General features: G+C 35.7%; 15 protein-coding genes. 8 read left to right on the top strand and 7 right to left on the bottom strand.

Annotated features, from left to right (window positions below):
• The first annotated feature begins 114 nt into the window (after positions 1 to 114).
• From C9E89_RS14995 to C9E89_RS15015, 5 genes are all read left to right on the top strand, one after another.
• On the top strand, positions 115 to 1,218 hold the full coding sequence (locus tag C9E89_RS14995) for a polysaccharide biosynthesis/export family protein (RefSeq protein ID WP_107009150.1): 1,104 nt from the start codon (positions 115 to 117) through the stop codon (positions 1,216 to 1,218).
• Positions 1,218 to 1,646 carry a low molecular weight protein-tyrosine-phosphatase gene (locus C9E89_RS15000; RefSeq protein WP_107009151.1) on the top strand — a complete coding sequence of 143 codons (429 nt, stop codon included), beginning with the start codon at positions 1,218 to 1,220 and terminating at the stop codon, positions 1,644 to 1,646. Before C9E89_RS14995 ends, C9E89_RS15000 begins: the two co-directional genes overlap by 1 nt.
• A gap of 21 nt (positions 1,647 to 1,667) precedes the next feature.
• Entirely contained in the window at positions 1,668 to 3,848 is a 2,181-nt protein-coding gene (locus C9E89_RS15005; RefSeq protein ID WP_107009152.1) for a polysaccharide biosynthesis tyrosine autokinase, read from the top strand.
• Positions 3,849 to 4,030: 182 nt separating this feature from the next.
• Positions 4,031 to 4,738: an FKBP-type peptidyl-prolyl cis-trans isomerase gene (locus C9E89_RS15010; RefSeq protein WP_107009153.1), complete on the top strand. Its 708-nt coding sequence runs from the start codon at positions 4,031 to 4,033 to the stop codon at positions 4,736 to 4,738.
• Positions 4,739 to 4,779: 41 nt separating this feature from the next.
• Positions 4,780 to 5,472, top strand: coding sequence for an FKBP-type peptidyl-prolyl cis-trans isomerase (locus C9E89_RS15015; protein WP_107009154.1), 693 nt, complete (start codon positions 4,780 to 4,782; stop codon positions 5,470 to 5,472).
• A gap of 64 nt (positions 5,473 to 5,536) precedes the next feature.
• On the opposite strand, the gene murJ is transcribed toward C9E89_RS15015, so the two are convergent.
• Both murJ and ampD read right to left on the bottom strand, forming a co-directional pair.
• On the bottom strand, positions 5,537 to 7,087 hold the full coding sequence (murJ, locus tag C9E89_RS15020; protein ID WP_171405146.1) for a murein biosynthesis integral membrane protein MurJ: 1,551 nt from the start codon (positions 7,085 to 7,087) through the stop codon (positions 5,537 to 5,539).
• A gap of 67 nt (positions 7,088 to 7,154) precedes the next feature.
• Entirely contained in the window at positions 7,155 to 7,721 is a 567-nt protein-coding gene (gene ampD, locus C9E89_RS15025) for a 1,6-anhydro-N-acetylmuramyl-L-alanine amidase AmpD (RefSeq protein WP_107009156.1), read from the bottom strand.
• A 145-nt stretch (positions 7,722 to 7,866) separates the two neighbouring features.
• Between ampD and nadC the strand changes: the two genes are divergently transcribed.
• Both nadC and C9E89_RS15035 read left to right on the top strand, forming a co-directional pair.
• Positions 7,867 to 8,712 carry a carboxylating nicotinate-nucleotide diphosphorylase gene (gene nadC / locus C9E89_RS15030; RefSeq protein ID WP_107009157.1) on the top strand — a complete coding sequence of 282 codons (846 nt, stop codon included), beginning with the start codon at positions 7,867 to 7,869 and terminating at the stop codon, positions 8,710 to 8,712.
• Between the two features lie 158 nt (positions 8,713 to 8,870).
• A complete protein-coding gene (locus tag C9E89_RS15035; RefSeq protein ID WP_107009158.1) occupies positions 8,871 to 10,736 on the top strand; it encodes an LTA synthase family protein in 1,866 nt (621 codons plus the stop codon).
• 30 nt (positions 10,737 to 10,766) lie between these two features.
• Here C9E89_RS15035 and C9E89_RS23320 read toward each other — a convergent pair whose 3' ends face one another.
• From C9E89_RS23320 to rph, 3 genes are all read right to left on the bottom strand, one after another.
• Positions 10,767 to 10,916, bottom strand: coding sequence for an ABZJ_00068 family colistin stress protein (locus tag C9E89_RS23320; RefSeq protein ID WP_171405147.1), 150 nt, complete (start codon positions 10,914 to 10,916; stop codon positions 10,767 to 10,769).
• Positions 10,917 to 11,104: 188 nt separating this feature from the next.
• A complete protein-coding gene (locus C9E89_RS15040; RefSeq protein WP_107009159.1) occupies positions 11,105 to 13,270 on the bottom strand; it encodes a phosphocholine-specific phospholipase C in 2,166 nt (721 codons plus the stop codon).
• 303 nt (positions 13,271 to 13,573) lie between these two features.
• Complete coding sequence (gene rph / locus C9E89_RS15050) at positions 13,574 to 14,290, bottom strand: ribonuclease PH (RefSeq protein WP_107009160.1); 717 nt, start codon at positions 14,288 to 14,290, stop codon at positions 13,574 to 13,576.
• Positions 14,291 to 14,759: 469 nt separating this feature from the next.
• On the opposite strand from rph, the gene C9E89_RS15055 reads away from it, so the two are divergent.
• A complete protein-coding gene (locus C9E89_RS15055) occupies positions 14,760 to 15,047 on the top strand; it encodes a hypothetical protein (protein WP_116746701.1) in 288 nt (95 codons plus the stop codon).
• Positions 15,048 to 15,105: 58 nt separating this feature from the next.
• Here the strand turns inward: C9E89_RS15055 and C9E89_RS15060 are convergent, their stop codons facing one another.
• Together C9E89_RS15060 and C9E89_RS15065 are read right to left on the bottom strand one after the other, a co-directional pair.
• Positions 15,106 to 16,245, bottom strand: a complete 1,140-nt coding sequence (locus C9E89_RS15060; protein ID WP_107009162.1) for a fatty acid desaturase family protein — start codon at positions 16,243 to 16,245, stop codon at positions 15,106 to 15,108.
• A gap of 147 nt (positions 16,246 to 16,392) precedes the next feature.
• Entirely contained in the window at positions 16,393 to 17,430 is a 1,038-nt protein-coding gene (locus C9E89_RS15065; protein ID WP_107009163.1) for a flavin reductase family protein, read from the bottom strand.
• Between the last annotated feature and the right edge of the window lie 18 nt (positions 17,431 to 17,448).

Genomic DNA, 17,448 nt, shown 5'->3' on the forward strand with positions numbered 1-17,448 from the left:
TATTAATTATATTTATGATAATTAAGTCTAGTAGGAATTTTATTCGTAATAGCATACAATTTAAGGCATAAGGTAATTCTAAGTTACAATTTAATACAATTAAGGGTTTTGAATGTGAAGTATCCACGCACCTCACTTTTTTTAGCAGTTTCATTTTTATTTACTGGCTGTGCAATGACTTCTGGTTTACAAACCTATGATGTTCCAGACCAAGGACAATATCAAACTGATCAAGGTGCAGAACTCAATGTCGTTCAGCTCACTCAAAATACTTTGCCAAGTCAAATAGGTAGTCTTGACCAATCGGTTCAAAATGTAGCGTCATTATTTCATCATCAAAATACAATTTATCGCTTAAGCTCAGGGGATATTTTATCTATTCAGCTCTGGGCTTACCCAGAAATTACCCCTCCTGTAACCCAAATGACCAATGATACTTCTGTACTTGCAAATGGTTATCGTATTGATCAAAACGGTTATATTCAAGCGCCTTTAATTGGTTCATACCGCGCATCAGGCAAAACTCTTTCACAAATCAATAAAGAGATGCGTAGTTTATTTGCTCGTTATCTTAAAACACCAGATGTTGTCGTGCGTGTTTTAGCTTATGAAGGAAAACGCTATTTTGTAAATGGTCAGGTGATGAAAAGTGGACAATACACTTTAAATGATCAACCCATTAGTATTTATACTGCTTTAGGACAAGCAGGTGGTATAAATTCCCAAACAGGTGATAATACTAATATTCAATTAATTCGTAATGGGCAAACTTATAATTTAAATACCATTACTTTAGAAAAGCAGGGTTTATCTTTACATAATCTTCTCATTCAGCCAAATGACACTATTTTTGTGAATGCTAAACAAGATCAAAAGCTTTATGTATTAGGTGAGTCTAGTCGTACTCAAGCTGTGAATTTACGTGATCAAGGTATGACTTTAAGCGATGTTCTAGGTGAAAGTGGCGGTATTAATCCAAACTCTGCAAGTGCAGCACGCATTTATGTAATGCGTACAGATTTAAATACTAAAGCATCTACAGTCTATCAATTAAATCTGAGTAGTTTTGGTAATTTTGCTTTAGCGAACCAATTTGCAATGCAAAAAAATGATATCGTTTATGTAGATGCGACTGGATTAACACGTTGGCAACGTGTCATTAACCAAATTATTCCTTTCTCTAATGCTTTATATAACATTGATCGTTTAGGGCAATAATGAAAATTCAAAATATTCTTGTCGTTTGTGTGGGTAATATTTGTCGTAGCCCCATGGCTGAGTATTTTTTAAAAAATGCTCATCCTGACCTACATATCGAATCTGCTGGCTTATCTGCGATGGTTGGGCATCCTGCAGATGAGAAAGCAATCGCTTGCATGGATGATCAAAGCATCGATATGCGTGGACATATTGCCAAGCAAATTAATGCACAATTAATCAAAAAATCCGATTTAATTTTAGTCATGAGTCATAATCAGCAAAAACATATTGAACAAACTTGGCCTTTTGCTAAAGGTAAAGTGTTTATGTTAGGGCATTGGCAGAATATTAATGTGCCTGACCCATATAAGCATGATCAAGCATTTTTTATTGAGACATGTAATAATATTCAACGTTATGTCACTGATTGGCAATCACATCTTTAAATTTAAATTAGTTGTAGTCATATGAACCAAAATTCAAAAACGAATGATGATACGATCGACTTAAAAGAGTTATTTTTTTCATTAATTGCTCAATGGAAAGTGATTGCCCTTTGTGTAATTTTAAGTTTGATTTGTGCATTACTCTACCTACGTGTTACTCCAAATACATATTCAACAGATGCTTTAGTTCAAGTTGAGGACAGTAAAGGAGCAGGTGCTGCTGCACTTTTAGGTGATTTATCTTCTGTTGTCGATCAAAAATCTCCAGCACAAGCTGAAATTGAAATCTTAAAATCTCGTATGGTATTAGGACAAGTTATTCAAGACTTGAATCTCAATATTCGAATCCATGATGACGAAGACAGCAAATTACATCGCTTACTCACACAAGATGACATCTTATTAGATTATCGTAAAGACGGCGTATTTTACCAAAAAAATCAGTCCAATTTTTTAATTAAGCAATTTGATGTGCCACTGGCTTATCAAAATAAAGCCCTAACTTTAGATTTGACAGTACCTCAACAGTTTAAGTTAATTGATATTGAAAAAGAAAAAGTTCTTTTTACAGGTAAATTAAATCAACCCAATCAGTCAAATGGCTGGAATATCAACATTGACAGTAAAGCTCCATTTAAGCAAACATTTACATTGGTTAAACAATCTTTACCTGCTGCCGTAACTTCTTTAAATGATGATTATTCTGTTGCTGAAAAAGGTAAATTAACGGGTGTCATTGGACTGAATTACCAAGGTCAAGACAAACAACATATTACTGAGGTTTTAAATAATATTTTACATGTATATCATGCACAAAATATTGAACGTAAAACTTTAGAGTCAAAACAAACACTCAAATTCTTAGATAAACAGTTACCTGAACTTAAAAAACAGCTTGAAGAATCTGAAATTAAGTTCAATAAATTCCGTGAACAATATAATACTATTGATGTCACACAAGAATCTGAGTTAATGCTCAAACAAAATGTTGAATTAGAAAAAACCCGTATTGAGTTAAAACAGAAACAAGCTGAACTTTCTGCAAAATATACCGCTAGCCATCCATTAATGGCTGAAATTAATGCTCAGTTAGCCACTATTGATAAAAAAGCCAATGAGCTCAATCAGGCTTTAAAACGTCTACCTGAAACTCAACGCTTATATTTACAACTTTATCGTGATGTAAAAGTAAATAGTGAACTATATACTTCTTTACTCAATAGCTATCAACAATTAAAAATTGCTGAAGCGGGTGAAATTGGTAATGTCCGTATTATTGATACGGCTGCTGAGCCCATTAAACCTATTGCGCCTCGTAAATTAGTGATTCTGATTCTATCTATTTTTGTGGGTGGTTTTGTTGGGGTACTCATAGCATTATTACGTAACTTAATGCACACAGGAATTAAAGATTCAACTCAAATTGAAAATGAATTAGATTTACCTGTTTATGCTACTGTGCCTCGTTCTCCTGTACAAGAAAGTCGGATTCAAATTTTAAAGAAAAAGAAATCTATTCCTATTCTTGCGGTTAAAAATACCAATGACATTGCCATTGAAAGTTTACGTAGCATCCGTACCACGATTCATTTTTCATTAGCAAATGCTAAAAATAATGTCATTGCAATTTCAGGTCCTGCACCTGAAGTCGGTAAATCATTTATTTCGGCAAACCTTGCAACTATTTTTGCTCAAGGTAATAAACGTGTTTTATTAATTGATGCTGATATCCGTCGTGGTTATTTACATAAATATTTTAATCGTGATACCACACCTGGCTTAACAGAACTCCTCAGTGGTCAAAGTACACTGGCACAAACAGTCTTTAAAACCCAAGTCGATAATTTGGATTTTATTGCACGTGGTAAAAACCAAAATAATCCATCTGAAATGCTGAGTTCTACACAATTTAAAGAATTGTTAGAGCAACTTTCTCAGCAATATGATCATATTATTTTAGATACACCACCTGTTTTAGCCGTTACAGATGGTATTATTATTTCACAATATGCAGGCGTAAATTTAGTGGTTGCACGTTATGCAAAAACTCAAATTAAAGAGCTTGAACTGACTGTAAATCGCTTTGAGCAAGCAGGCAGTAAAGTAAATGGTATTATTCTAAATGATATTAATCGAGCTTCAGGTGGCTACAGTTATGGTTATAATTATGCTTATAGCTATACAGCACAAAAAGATGATTAATCTATAAAATAATGAAAATCCAGATCTTTTGATCTGGATTTTTAATTTAAAAACCCTGTATATTTTTGGTTGATTTATACGAATATAGATACCGTTTTAGTGTAAGACATTATATGCTTTGGTAGTTCAAGCTATAATTTATATGATTAGCTCTTGTAAGATAAAAATTTTTAGGAAATATCATGAGTAAAGCCTTACCCATCGCTGTTGCTGTATTATTAGGCGGTGCTGCACTTGTTCCTGTGTATTATGCAACTCAACACCCTGTTGATGTAAATAAAAGTAGCATTTCTAAAACTGCAAAACCTGTAGAAAAAATTAGCTATGCTTTAGGTTATGAAGTTGCAAGTCAAACACCTGCTGAAGTTGATGTTGATACATTTATCAGCGGTATTCGTGATGCACATGCGAAAAAAGAACGCTTATTTACAGATGAAGAATTACAAGTTGCCTATACTGAATTCCAAAAAGAAGTGCAGGCAAAGCAACTTGCTGATGCGAAAGCAAGCGTTTCTCAAAGTGATAATTTCTTAGCTGAAAATGCTAAAAAAGAAGGTGTAAAAACCACAGCTTCGGGGCTGCAATACAAAATCACTAAACAAGGTGATGGTAAAGCACCAACTGCAGAATCCGTGGTGACCGTACACTACAAAGGTCAATTACTTGATGGAAAAGTATTTGATAGTTCGTATGATCGTGGCGAACCGATTGAGTTTCCTTTAAATCAAGTCATTCCTGGTTGGACTGAAGGATTACAATTAATGAAAGAAGGTGGAAAAGCCACATTATATATTCCATCTAAACTGGCTTATGGTGAACAAGGTGTTCCTGGTACCATTCCACCAAACAGTACCTTAATTTTTGATGTTGAATTAATTAAAGTAAAATAAATCAGTAAAGGAGAGCATTTGCTCTCCTTTTTTGGATAGATATGATGAAAAAAAGTATTGTATTAATCGGTTTACTCATGACGTATCATGCAGGTCATGCTGCAAATATTAACAACAAAAGTTCTCAAAAAGACCAACTTGGTTATAGCTACGGCTATGTCATGGGTAGAACAAATGCAGATACACTTAAAGATATTAATTTAGATGCATTCATTCAAGGTTTAAAACAAGGCTCTATTGGGCAAAAAGCCAGTTTAACTGATGAGGAAATGGCAAAAGCATTAGCCCAATACAAACAGCAAAGCGAAGCGAAACAACTGATTGAGTTTCAACAAGTCGCTCAGAATAATGCCAAATTAGGTGAAACCTTTTTAGCTGAAAATGCAAAAAAATCAGGTGTTATCAGCACAAAATCAGGTTTGCAATATCAAGTTTTACAAGCAGGTCAGGGCAAAAAACCTTCGGCGAATTCTAAAGTATCCGTCAATTATGAAGGTCGTTTATTAGATGGTACTGTTTTTGATAGCTCAATTGCACGTAACCAGTCTGTTGAATTTCAAGTCAGCCAAGTCATTGCAGGTTGGACAGAAGGCTTACAACTCATGCAAGAAGGTGCCAAATATCGCTTTTTCATTCCTGCAAAATTAGCATATGGCGAAATTGGTTCAGGCGATGCCATTGGTCCAAATAGCACACTGATTTTTGATGTAGAATTATTAAAAGTTTTACCGTAAAAAATGATTTAAATAAAAAAAACATCGCCAAATTGCGATGTTTTTTATTGTCTATTCTCTTTCGTTAGTGTTTCAGATGACGTGGTCTAAAACCACTTGCAAATAAACCAATCGCATAAGCCAACACACCTGCTACACAAAGCCCTACGACTTCAAGGATGCGAATCCATTGTGCAACACTGTCATCATACCAAGTTAAAGCATACCAAAGCACAGCGACCATACTGATATTGGCAATAAGAAATTGAATAAATAGCTTTTTCCAATGCGCTCCAAAACGGAAAATATTACGTTTATGTAAATAAAAATACAGCATACCCGCATTCACCAATGCAGAACCTGAAGATGCAATGGCAAGTGCCATATGTTCAGCATGCCAGTCTATAATTTTAAAAATTCCAATAAAAACAACGTTTAAAATTGCGTTGGCTGCAACAGCCATTAAACCAACACGTACAGGTGTTTTGGTATCTTGAATCGCATAAAAACCAGGTGCAAAAACTTTGATTAACATAAATGCCAATACCCCTGCGCTCATACATTGCAACGCCATAGCTGTCATTTGTGTATCACGTACATCAAAAGCACCATGTTGGAAAAGCGCTTGAATAATTGGAGTAGACAGCATAAATAGTGCAATACTTGCAGGTACACCAACCAATACAATGACACGTGCAGCCCAATCTAGCATTTTTCTAAATTTTTCTTGGTCTTGCTGTGCTTTGCTCATCGACAAAGAAGGCAAAATGACGGTACCAATGGCAACACCAATTAAGCCTAATGGTAACTCTGTCATTCGCTCAGCACTATATAACCAAGATACCGAGCCATCTTGCATGAACGATGCCCAAATGGTATTGAGTAATAAATTAATTTGTGTGACTGATACACCAAAAAGCGCAGGCAACATTAATTTTAAAATGCGTTCCACACCTTCATGTTTAAAATCAACTTTTGGTGGAATCAGTAGTTTTTTGCGCCATAATTCAGGAATTTGAATCGCAAGTTGTAAAATTCCTGCCGCAACCACTGCCCAACCCAACGCCATAATCGGTTCAGCCATATATGGAGCAAGCCACCATGCCCCTGTGATCATGGCAACATTTAACAAGACAGGTGCAAATGCAGGTGTCGAAAATGAGCCATAACTATTTAAAATACTGCTCGCAAATGCTGTCAGTGACATAAACATTAAATATGGAATGGTTAAACGAAACATATCGACAGCTAAATCAAATTTAGCAGGATCATCATGGAAACCAGGTGCATAAACATACAAAATCACAGGCGCTGCAATCATACAAAATAATGTCAGCAATGACATCACCGTCAGTAAACAGCCAAAAACACGACTAATTAAGATCTGAACTTCGGCATGTAATTTTGTAGTTTTATATTCTGTTAAAATTGGAATAAATGCTTGGGAAAATGCGCCTTCGGCAAACAGCCGCCGAAAGAAATTGGGGATACGGAATGCAACCACAAAGGTGTCAAAATCCTTACCTGCACCAAAGACATTTAATAAAACCATATCTCGGACAAGTCCTAATACTCGGGACAGCATTGTCATCGAACTGACAATAAAGGTGGATCGCCACAGCGCCATTGCATTCACCCAATTAAAATAAAGTCGTTATTGTAAAGAAACTCAAAATAAATATCGTTGTTAAATCATGAATGATTTATTGTTTTTGCTTATGTAGCAATGTTCTAAACTCATTCCATTGAAAATGTGGACCAGGATCCGTTTTTCGCTTTGGTGCAATATCAGAATGCCCAGCCAAATGCTGATCGGTTTTAGGATAAGCCCGTTGTAAAACTGCCACGACTTGAGCCAACACATTATATTGATTTTGCTCAAAATTTAGATCATCACTTCCCTCAAGTTCAATACCAATAGAGTAATCGTTACACTCTACTTTGCCCAAGTAACTTGAACGTCCTGCATGCCAAGCCCGATCTTTAAAATTAACAAATTGTAGTACTTCACCTGTTCTTAAAATCAGTAAATGTGCTGAAACTTGCATACCTTCAATGGTTTGAAAATATGGATGAACTGACCAATCGAGTTGATTTTGAAAAAATTTTTCAATATACCCACCACCAAATTGTGAAGGTGGCAAACTAATATTATGAATCACAATCAGTTGAATTTCTGTCTGTTCAGGGCGCTGATTAAAATTGGGAGAAGCCACTTGTCGAGCGCCCAAAAGTTGCCCATCAACCACTTGAAATGGTGTTGCTTGCATAAACATTCCTATTATCAATCATTCAAGCATTGGATGCATTTGGTACGATAGTTTACGCTGAACAAGGTCAAATAAAAACTTATCCTATTGTTAAAGGACAGTGCTAATATATTGCACAATTTTTAAGAGCGAATATAGGGAATTTATGAGTATACCTCAGTCTTTGCTTGATCAATCGATCCACATCAATATACAACAAGCATTACAAGAAGATGTGGGCGACGCAGACATCACTGCCCTACTCACACCTGAAGATGAGCAAGCGACTGCAACGATCATCACACGTGAAACGATGGTTTTAGCGGGTCAACCTTGGGTAAATGCTCTGATTCAAGCTTATGATCCAAATGTACAAATTACATGGCTTAAAAATGATGGCGATCTCGTCCAAGCCAATGAAATATTATTTAAACTGGCAGGTTCAGCACGTAGCCTACTTACTGTAGAACGTCCAGCGCTCAACTTTGTGCAAACATTATCGGCAGTAGCCACTAAAACTGCTGATTATGTCAAACAACTCGAAGGCTTAAACACTCAATTACTTGATACACGTAAAACCTTACCGGGTCTTCGTATTGCACAAAAATATGCGGTTGCAGTGGGTGGTGGGAAAAATCATCGTTTGGGTTTATTTGATGCCTTTTTAATTAAAGAAAATCACATCATGGCAGCAGGTGGCATTGCACAAGCAATTGCTAAAGCACATCAAATTGCGCCAAACAAGCCTGTCGAAGTCGAAGTTGAAACATGGGAAGAACTCAATCAAGCACTTGAAGCCAAAGCCGATATTGTCATGTTAGATAATTTTAGCCAACAGCAAATGATTGATGCCGTTAAACATGTTGCAGGACGCTGTAAATTAGAAGCATCGGGTAATATTACCATTGAAAATTTACGTGAAGTTGCAACTTCAGGTGTAGATTATATTTCAATGGGCGTACTTACCAAAGATGTTAAAGCCGTTGATTTATCTATGCGTTTTAATGATTAACAGACAATAATTCGAACATATTCCCTCTTTTAGTTATTTAAAGTAAAAGAGGGAATAAAATGGTATTTTGATTACAATTTAAGCACCTAAAAACTTTCAAAACCTATCCCTCAAGCCTATAATTGCAAGCCTTCTCTTATTAAGCTTAATCTCTGCAAATGAAGACTTTAAGACAACAAGTCCTTTTTTTAATTGTGGCTTTTGTATCTGTATTGGCTTTTTTTCTCTATCAAGAAAATATTCAAAGGTTTTGGGCTTTACCCGAAGCTTATCGAGAATTACGCCTTTATAAATATGGTTTTTCTGTTTTTTTAAATTACGCACTGATTAGCCTGATTTATCTGGTTTTTAGACGAACTTTTGCAACAATTTTAGTCAGTCAGTTTTTAATTTTTATGCTGACCTTTATCAATGTGAAAAAAGAACAGTATTTGTCAGCAAGTCTTATTCCTAGTGATTTTTTATTAGCAAAAGAAACATTAATTGCATCGCCTTTTTTATTAAAAATTACTTTTTTTACAGGTTTACTGCTTTTTATTGCCTTAATGTTTTGGCTATATCGTAAAGAGCAAACTGAAAAAAATACCCTACTTTGGGCAAATGCAGTTTTATCTATTTCAATTCTGAGCTTTTTTATTACGGCAAATTTTAGTAATAATTTTAGTCAGGTATGCTCAGGCGAGCAAAAACCAAGTTTATGTAAATATCGTATGTACTTACCCAATACACGTGGAGATTGGGTAGGCGATCATATGAATATTAAACAATTAGGTTTTAGTGCTTTTTTCTTTTCAAAAACAGTTGATGATATTAAAGCCAAAGTTTCAAATACTGCGACAATTCCTGAAGCTAGAATTCAAAATATCTTAGCAACATCAGAAGCTTTAGCTGAAAATAAACCTCAACACCAAGCAGACCCAGAAAAATTATTACCGAATATTATTTTTGTCATGAGTGAATCTCACTGGGATGCAACTCAGCTCGACAAGAGTATTCCTAAAAATATTACCCCCACCATTCAAAAAAATCAGGTCAGCAAACTACTCTCCCCTAGTTTTGGTGGTGGTACAGCCAATGTCGAATTTGAAGTCTTAACCAGTTTAAATACTTATTTAAATCAGAATCAGTTGGCTTATGTTGCAAAACTAAAACGTCCAACGTACTCATTACCGATGTATTTAAATAGCTTGGGTTATAACACGACAGCCATGCATAATAATGGTAAATATTTTTATAACCGTAGCAGTGTTTATCAAAATTTAGGTTTTAACCAATTTACTTCGATTGAAAATATGGTGAGTGCTGCTGATCGTGGTAAATATATTAATCAAGCAGGTTGGGCAAATGACGATTTAATTTACAACAGTATTCAACAACAACTCAAACAACAAGATCGACCACAATTTATTTATGCAATTAGTGTTGAAAATCATCCAATGTATAATGATGATCGTTTTGGAGCCAATAATTTTAACATTAGCAAATCGGGTATTTCAGATGCTTCCAAACGTGCTTTAAATACCTACTTGTCTGGTATGCAACGTGCCGATCAACATTTAAAAACTTTGCTTGAATATACCAAACAATTAGAACGCCCAAGTATTGTAATTTTCTTTGGTGATCACTTGCCTAACTTACAAAATGTTTATGATGAATATAGCTTTTGGGGTTCAGAACAAGCCAAAACCGAGAAAAATGATGTGCGTTTTTATGAGACACCTTTAGCCATTTGGAGCAGCTTTCCAATCAACAAAAAACAATGGGCAGAACCGTTTATTCCTGCACATTTTCTTGCACCACGTGTTTTAGCAGCAGCGAACATTCCACTGTCACCCTATTATAAGTTTATCCAAAAAGTGAATACTTGCTATAGTGCTATCCATAAAACAGGCAATTACACCACTCAACATTGTGATAATGCTGTACAGCAATTGCAAGATTATAAAGATTTAAACCTAGATATTTTAGATGGTAAAAACTTTAGTTATGAAAGTTTAAAATCAAGCCTGCAACGGCAGGATTAAAATGAGTTTATGCAAAGTGCACTTTTCTACTCAGCCCTCTAAATCAGTCTGCTTGCTTTTGTTGGGTTGAGTCGATTGGTTTTTTTGGGTTTGTAATGTGTCATCTGAGTTTTCTGCCTGTGGTGCAATTGTCATCAACACAAAAGTAACGACCATCAAAGCAATAATTAATAAATTCATAAAACCTCAAAACTTTATCTTTTATGATCTACAACACTAAAAGATAAACATGACATTTTTTTAAAGATTCGGTTGTATCTTCAAGGTGGTCTATAAGGAAAAATGTAAATTTAAGTTTTTATTTTATAGCAAAGTTAGAAAAATAAGGCATTTTTCAACCATGTAATGCCTTATTTTTAAATACAAAACTACCCATTAAACCCCATATAAGGATCAGAGATAGAATCTTTGTTATTTTCAATACGTCCCGCAAAACGACGACTATAACGAGAATCTGTTGGCGTACTTACCGTAAAATCATACCATCCGCCAAATTCTGTCATATCCAAAATTAACTCTTGCTCTGTCACATTTGTTTCAATTTCCCATGTTTTATTGGGCAAATAGGCATTGGCTGTGACGCGCAATTTTGTTGCTTTAGCAGCGTCATTTCTGACTTTTAAATAGAGCTTATAGCTACATTCTTCTACGCATACACGTATTTCAGGCAAACTTTCTGTTTGAGCAGTTTCAGTTAAATCACCAATAAAAGCACGATGAAAACCATTTGGTCCTAACACCCACAAATCATATTGTCCATTTAGCGTATGCCAAACATCTTCTAACTGTTTGCCTGCTTCTACCATATAACGCTTTGGAATTGCAGTTAAATTTAATTTATCATAAACATGGAATACTGCCGCTTGCGTACCTGTGTTAGAGAACATTAATTTTACAGTTTGTCCTAATACATCTACTTTTGCACTGGTATGTAAAATATAGGGTAAAGCTTTAGAAGGACGAATACCTTGTTCTTGCACAGGAAATAATGCATCTATTGGGCGTACCACTTGAGGCAATGCAGCTTGTGCCTGACGAATCGCATCAGCTTGCTCTTTACTCTTTTTGCCTGCTAACTCAGGTAGAGCCGAGATATTTGGTGTTTTAAAATTAAATGCGCTGGTTAAATCGCCACAGACTGCGCGACGATATGGGCTGATATTTGGTTCTTTGACGGCAAAACGTTCCTCTAAGAAACGAATCACAGAAGTATGGTCAAAGACTTGAGAGTTCACCCATCCACCACGACTCCATGGAGAAATGACATACATAGGAACACGAACACCCGGTCCATAAACACGACCATCAGGTTGAGGTTGTGATTTTGAATCCGCAATTGCTTTATGGTCAAAATACTCATACGAAAGCTGAGCATTGGTCAGAGTCGTTTTACCCTGTAATTGTCCTGTTTCATTACGAGAAGGCGCACTTGGTGATGGCATATGATCGAAGTAACCATCATTTTCATCAAAATTCACCAAGAGTACAGTTTGGCTCCAGACGTCTGGATTCTCAGTTAATGCATTTAATAGCTCTTGAATATACCATGCACCTTGTACAGGACTTGAAGGTCCAGGGTGTTCACTATATGTCGCTGGCGCAACCACCCAACTCACTTGTGGTAATTTCTTTTGTGCAATATCTTCTTTTAATGCCGCAAAAAAACCACCATCTGGCATGGTATTGGCAATGCCTTTATATAAAGGCTGTGTTGCATCAATTTTTTCATCATAAGCTGGGCTAATGACATCACTATTACTGACAGGTTGCCCTGATAATTCATTCGCACGACGATATTGTTTAAAACCCGCCAGTGGATTATCGGTAAAATTATCTGGCATGCCTTGATAAACTTTCCATGACACACCTGCCTGTTGCAAACGTTCAGGATAAGTCACCCAATCATAACCTACACTCGAAGGACCAAGACCATCAAATTCATTGACCACACTCGCAACATTTGCACCTGTAGGTCCATTGGTTCCTGTCCAAATAAATTTTCGATTTGGGTTTGTTCCTGCATGCATCGCGCAATGATACGCATCACACAAAGTAAAAGCATTTGCTAAAGCAAACTGAAACTCGACTTCAGCTTTTTTAAAATACCCCATCGATTGAGGTTGTTTATGCTTCACCCAATCGCTCATACGTCCAGCGTCCCACGCATCTTGTCCATCTTTCCATGAATGTGGTGTGCCACTGACACGTTGAGCATTGCCTAAACGACTATCTAAATGATAAGGCAATACTTTATTCTGATCTTTATCATATTGCTGCCAAACTTTACGCTCATTTGACAGTGGAATAGTAAAGCGATCACCAAAGCCACGTACACCTTTTAAGGTACCAAAATAGTTATCAAATGAACGATTTTCTTGCGTTAAAATAACGACATGTTTGACATCTTGAATTGTGCCTGTTTCTACTTTGGCATCAATTGCGAGCGCCTTTTGAATACTCATTGGGAAACTTGCTAAAGCTGCCGCACCAAACATTGTTTTACTTGTATTTATTAAAAAATCACGACGATTCATCTTCAATATCCTTAATTTTTATTATGGTGCACAGTGCATTTTACAATTTGACACAGGTGGATTTGGCGTTTGGCTTGAATCACTGTCATTATCGTCATTACATCCACTGAGCATTAAACAGCAGCTTGTGGCTAAAATTAAAAATAAACTTTTCATTGACCATTTCCGTATTTCAAAGAAGCTGTTAGTCAATACAAAGCCCATGACAGTTTGGTGATGCTTTGGTTTCAATTCCATTAAGCTTTTGAATGAACAATAAAAAACGCATCCGAAGATGCGTTATATATTTAGGCTAAAAAGTGCTTACCAGCCCAAAGCTTCTTGTTGTTTTTTCACTAACTCTTGGATACCTTTTTCAGCCATTTCTAGCATTGCATTACACTGTACACGTGTAAATGGTTTGTCTTCGGCTGTACCTTGAATTTCAATAAATTCACCAGCTTGGGTCATCACAACATTTAAGTCGGTTTGACAGTTTGAATCTTCTTCATAGCAAAGATCGAGTAAAACTTCATCTTTATAAATACCAACAGAAATTGCAGCAACAAGCCCTTTTAATGGATCTTGTTTAATTTTTTTCTGTTCAAGTAGAATATTCATCGCATCAATAAGTGCAACTGCTGCGCCAGTAATCGATGCTGTACGTGTGCCGCCATCCGCTTGGATCACATCACAGTCAATCGTAATGGTATTTTCACCCAGTTTTTTCAAGTCAACCATCGCACGTAAGCTACGACCAATTAAACGTTGAATTTCTTGAGTACGACCACTTTGTTTACCACGTGCTGCTTCACGATCACTACGTGTATGTGTAGAACGCGGCAACATACCATACTCAGCAGTCACCCAGCCTTGCCCTTTTCCTTTTAAGAAACGTGGTACTGAGTTATCAATACTTGCAGTACACAACACTTTTGTATGACCAAATTCAACCAATACAGAACCTTCTGCATAACGCGTATAATTACGGGTAATTTTCACATCACGTAATTGATCTAATGTACGTTGGTCGATACGCATAATTCGTCCTAATGTTGACTAAAATAATTGTGCATAAGTATAGCAGATGCAATCAAGATGGTTTTGTTACAAGTAAGTGTTTTTCAACGAAACAAGATGTTATAGCGCCAGTTTGTTGTGATGTAAATCAACCAAATTTGCTGTTTTTATTTTACCTTTTTTATTATTTTTCATGAATAATCATTATTTTTAAAATAATAAAATGTTAAATACATCACATTTTAATTTAAAATAAAAAATATTAAAAAAATTCAGAAAACTCAAATATATTTATACAAAAAATTATATTTAAATTTAACAAAACTCAGGTTTAAGGCATTTTAAATTGAATATTATTTTTTACAAATATTTATATATTTTTGATATAGAAGTCGTTGTTTTAAAAAAATCAATCTTTTATTTTAAGTTTAAATACATTAAATTTTCAAACAATTAAATATAACCAATAGTTGAAATGATTGTTTTTGAAATGAGCTTAATTCAAGGAATAGATGAGCCTATTAAACATCTCTATTTTCAGAATAATGAACATACACGAAAGAGTTTTATTGAAAAAATCGAAATCATGATTTTTGAAGAACTCAAGTCAAGTTTGAAAAATCTTAAAAACCAAGATTTAATTAATTTCTATAATGATATTTATTGCGAAAGCTATAATTTATTATTAAAAATGCAAAATAGTTTTATTTCTTCTGGTACTGCCGAATATGAATTAAACTATTTACATGTTGAAGAAAGATATATCGAAACAGTTTAAATAACGATGGAATAGTTTTTTACACTATTCCATAAAAGTAGCGCCAACATGCAAATGTTTAAGCAAAAATTCCTTTCACCTTTGCCAAAGATTGTGTGATTTTAGTGGTCATATTATTCGGTAGAGAACATTTGGCTAAACGTACCCACACACTACCAAACTGCTGAAAAAAATTCGCTTCATTGTAGTTAATGCCATACTCAGCACATAAAGCCTGAATTTTCGGTGCCACTTCTGCATAACGATTGGCAGGCATATCTGGGAATAAATGATGCTCAATTTGATGGCTCAAATTACCACTTAAAATATGTAGCCATTCTGCTCCAGTAAAATTACTCGAGCCACGAATCTGACGTAAATACCACTCAGCACGCGTTTCATTTTTAGTATTGTCCGCTTCGAACGTTTCTGCATCTTCAGTGAAATGACCATTAAAAATCACCGCTGAAGACCACAAACTACGGATCACATTGGCAATCGCATTGCCCGCAAAAACAGGCAAAGCATTTGGACCTGCAATCACAGGAAAAAATACATAATCTTTTAAAATCTGACGACGCGCTTTCTTACGAAATTTGCTTGCATCTGCCCAAACTTGCTGCCAAGTCTTGGTTTTATAAATCAAAGCATCTTCCAAATGCAGGTTTTGCACACCCACATACCATTCAAAAAACACCATCAACTGAATCGCCAACGGAATATTGAACAAGAAACGAGGCTCCCACTTTTGCGACTCACTCACACGAAGCAAACCATAACCGACATCATGATCTTTCCCGACAATATTGGTATAGGTGTGATGTACATAGTTATGGGTATATTTCCAGTCATCACCCGTTGCCATGGTATCCCAGTCATAATTTGCACCATTTAAACTTGGATCATTTAACCAGTCAAACTGACCGTGCATCACGTTATGACCGAGTTCCATATTTTCCACAATTTTGGAAATACCCAATAAACCTGTACCCATCACCCAAACAGGTGGAATCCAACCGCCAAACATCAACATAGCACGAGAAGCGATCTCGCTATAACGCACAAAGTTACGGATTTTATAAATATATTTAGCATCTTGCTCGCCCAAATTTTCCATCACTTCACGACGGATTTCATCCACACGGCGACCAAATTCTGCTGTTTGTTCAGGGTTTAAATGTTTTGATTTACTGTTTGAAAAATTCACTGACATATTCATTATTTTTACTCCTGAACAGTCCAATTTTTAAGGACTGTTACTGAATTTCGGCAACAATTTCCCTTTAGCAAGATTGGGTCTGCCGAAAAATTGTTTACATCTTTTAAATGAGTTTAAAGATATTGATGATTTAGAAATATCTGCAACTTAGAGATTGATCACCACAGGACTTACTGCTTGGCTGATACATAACTTAATTTGTGTATTGGCATCATGATTGATCTCACCTGTCAGCATATTTTGGGTTGAACCACTGACTTTGGTACAGGTACAGGTATTGCACATGCCCATACGACAGCCATGTGTCGGTCTTAAACCTGCTTTTTCGGCACTTTCAAGCAAACTTGATTTCGCTTCAAACTCTTGCTGAGAACGTATAAAAGTCACAGGTTGCGCTTCCAAACTTTCATCTACAGCAATCTGAAAATACTCTTGCTTTAAACGCTCACTGATATTCAAATCTTGAAAAATATCATTGGCACTTTGCATCATGGTTGTAGAACCACAGACATAGCTTTGACGTTGTTGAAAGTCAGGTACTAAACTGTCCAATAGCTCTACGGTTAAATGCTTTTTCTGCTGTAGAGTATTGATATAGTGATAATTAAACTGTGAATTTTGTTGATAAAGCTGTTCTAAATCTGCATGAAATGCTTCATCACGACTAAAATAAATCACATCTACAGCACGATTTTCGTCTTTTAAAGCTTCAAGCAATAAAGAATAAATTGCGGTAATGCCACTTCCCGAAGCGATCAATAACAATGGCGAAGTATGATTTTCTAAAACAAAATCACCCTGCGGTTGTGATACTTCAACAATGTTGCCATAAGCCAATTGTGTCAAAACATTGGATACTTTGCCTTGTTGTTTCACTGCAATGATAATGTCACCATTTTCAAGTAACTTCACTATAGAATAGCTACGCTGTTCTCGTACTCCTGCAATTTCCACAGTCACCAATATGCTTTGTCCTGCCTTAAATTGTCGATGCTTAAAATTACGATTTGGGCGTAATTGGATTTGATAAAAACCAATACTTAAGATACGAATTTTAATGATCGTCGCTTTGATCTTTTTCCATGCCCAAACAGGATTAATTTTTTCGACGATAAAATCGACAAAATCCTCATGGATCCATTCAGGATGATACTGCTCGTCTTTCACTGTTGCGATATAACTCATAAACGTTCCTCTTTGTGC

The organism is Acinetobacter sichuanensis (assembly GCF_003024515.2).
Classification (GTDB): Bacteria; Pseudomonadota; Gammaproteobacteria; order Pseudomonadales; family Moraxellaceae; genus Acinetobacter; species Acinetobacter sichuanensis.

Excerpts from the sequence above, each read along its gene's own strand:
- nadC (WP_107009157.1), top strand. The coding sequence starts at position 7,867 with ATGAGTATACCTCAGTCTTTGCTTGATCAATCGATCCACATCAATATA.
- C9E89_RS15035 (WP_107009158.1), top strand. The coding sequence starts at position 8,871 with ATGAAGACTTTAAGACAACAAGTCCTTTTTTTAATTGTGGCTTTTGTA.
- C9E89_RS15000 (WP_107009151.1), top strand. The coding sequence starts at position 1,218 with ATGAAAATTCAAAATATTCTTGTCGTTTGTGTGGGTAATATTTGTCGT.
- C9E89_RS15060 (WP_107009162.1), bottom strand. The coding sequence starts at position 16,245 with ATGAATATGTCAGTGAATTTTTCAAACAGTAAATCAAAACATTTAAAC.
- C9E89_RS23320 (WP_171405147.1), bottom strand. The coding sequence starts at position 10,916 with ATGAATTTATTAATTATTGCTTTGATGGTCGTTACTTTTGTGTTGATG.
- rph (WP_107009160.1), bottom strand. The coding sequence starts at position 14,290 with ATGCGTATCGACCAACGTACATTAGATCAATTACGTGATGTGAAAATT.
- C9E89_RS15015 (WP_107009154.1), top strand. The coding sequence starts at position 4,780 with ATGATGAAAAAAAGTATTGTATTAATCGGTTTACTCATGACGTATCAT.
- C9E89_RS15010 (WP_107009153.1), top strand. The coding sequence starts at position 4,031 with ATGAGTAAAGCCTTACCCATCGCTGTTGCTGTATTATTAGGCGGTGCT.
- ampD (WP_107009156.1), bottom strand. The coding sequence starts at position 7,721 with ATGCAAGCAACACCATTTCAAGTGGTTGATGGGCAACTTTTGGGCGCT.
- C9E89_RS15040 (WP_107009159.1), bottom strand. The coding sequence starts at position 13,270 with ATGAATCGTCGTGATTTTTTAATAAATACAAGTAAAACAATGTTTGGT.
- C9E89_RS15055 (WP_116746701.1), top strand. The coding sequence starts at position 14,760 with ATGAGCTTAATTCAAGGAATAGATGAGCCTATTAAACATCTCTATTTT.
- C9E89_RS15065 (WP_107009163.1), bottom strand. The coding sequence starts at position 17,430 with ATGAGTTATATCGCAACAGTGAAAGACGAGCAGTATCATCCTGAATGG.
- C9E89_RS15005 (WP_107009152.1), top strand. The coding sequence starts at position 1,668 with ATGAACCAAAATTCAAAAACGAATGATGATACGATCGACTTAAAAGAG.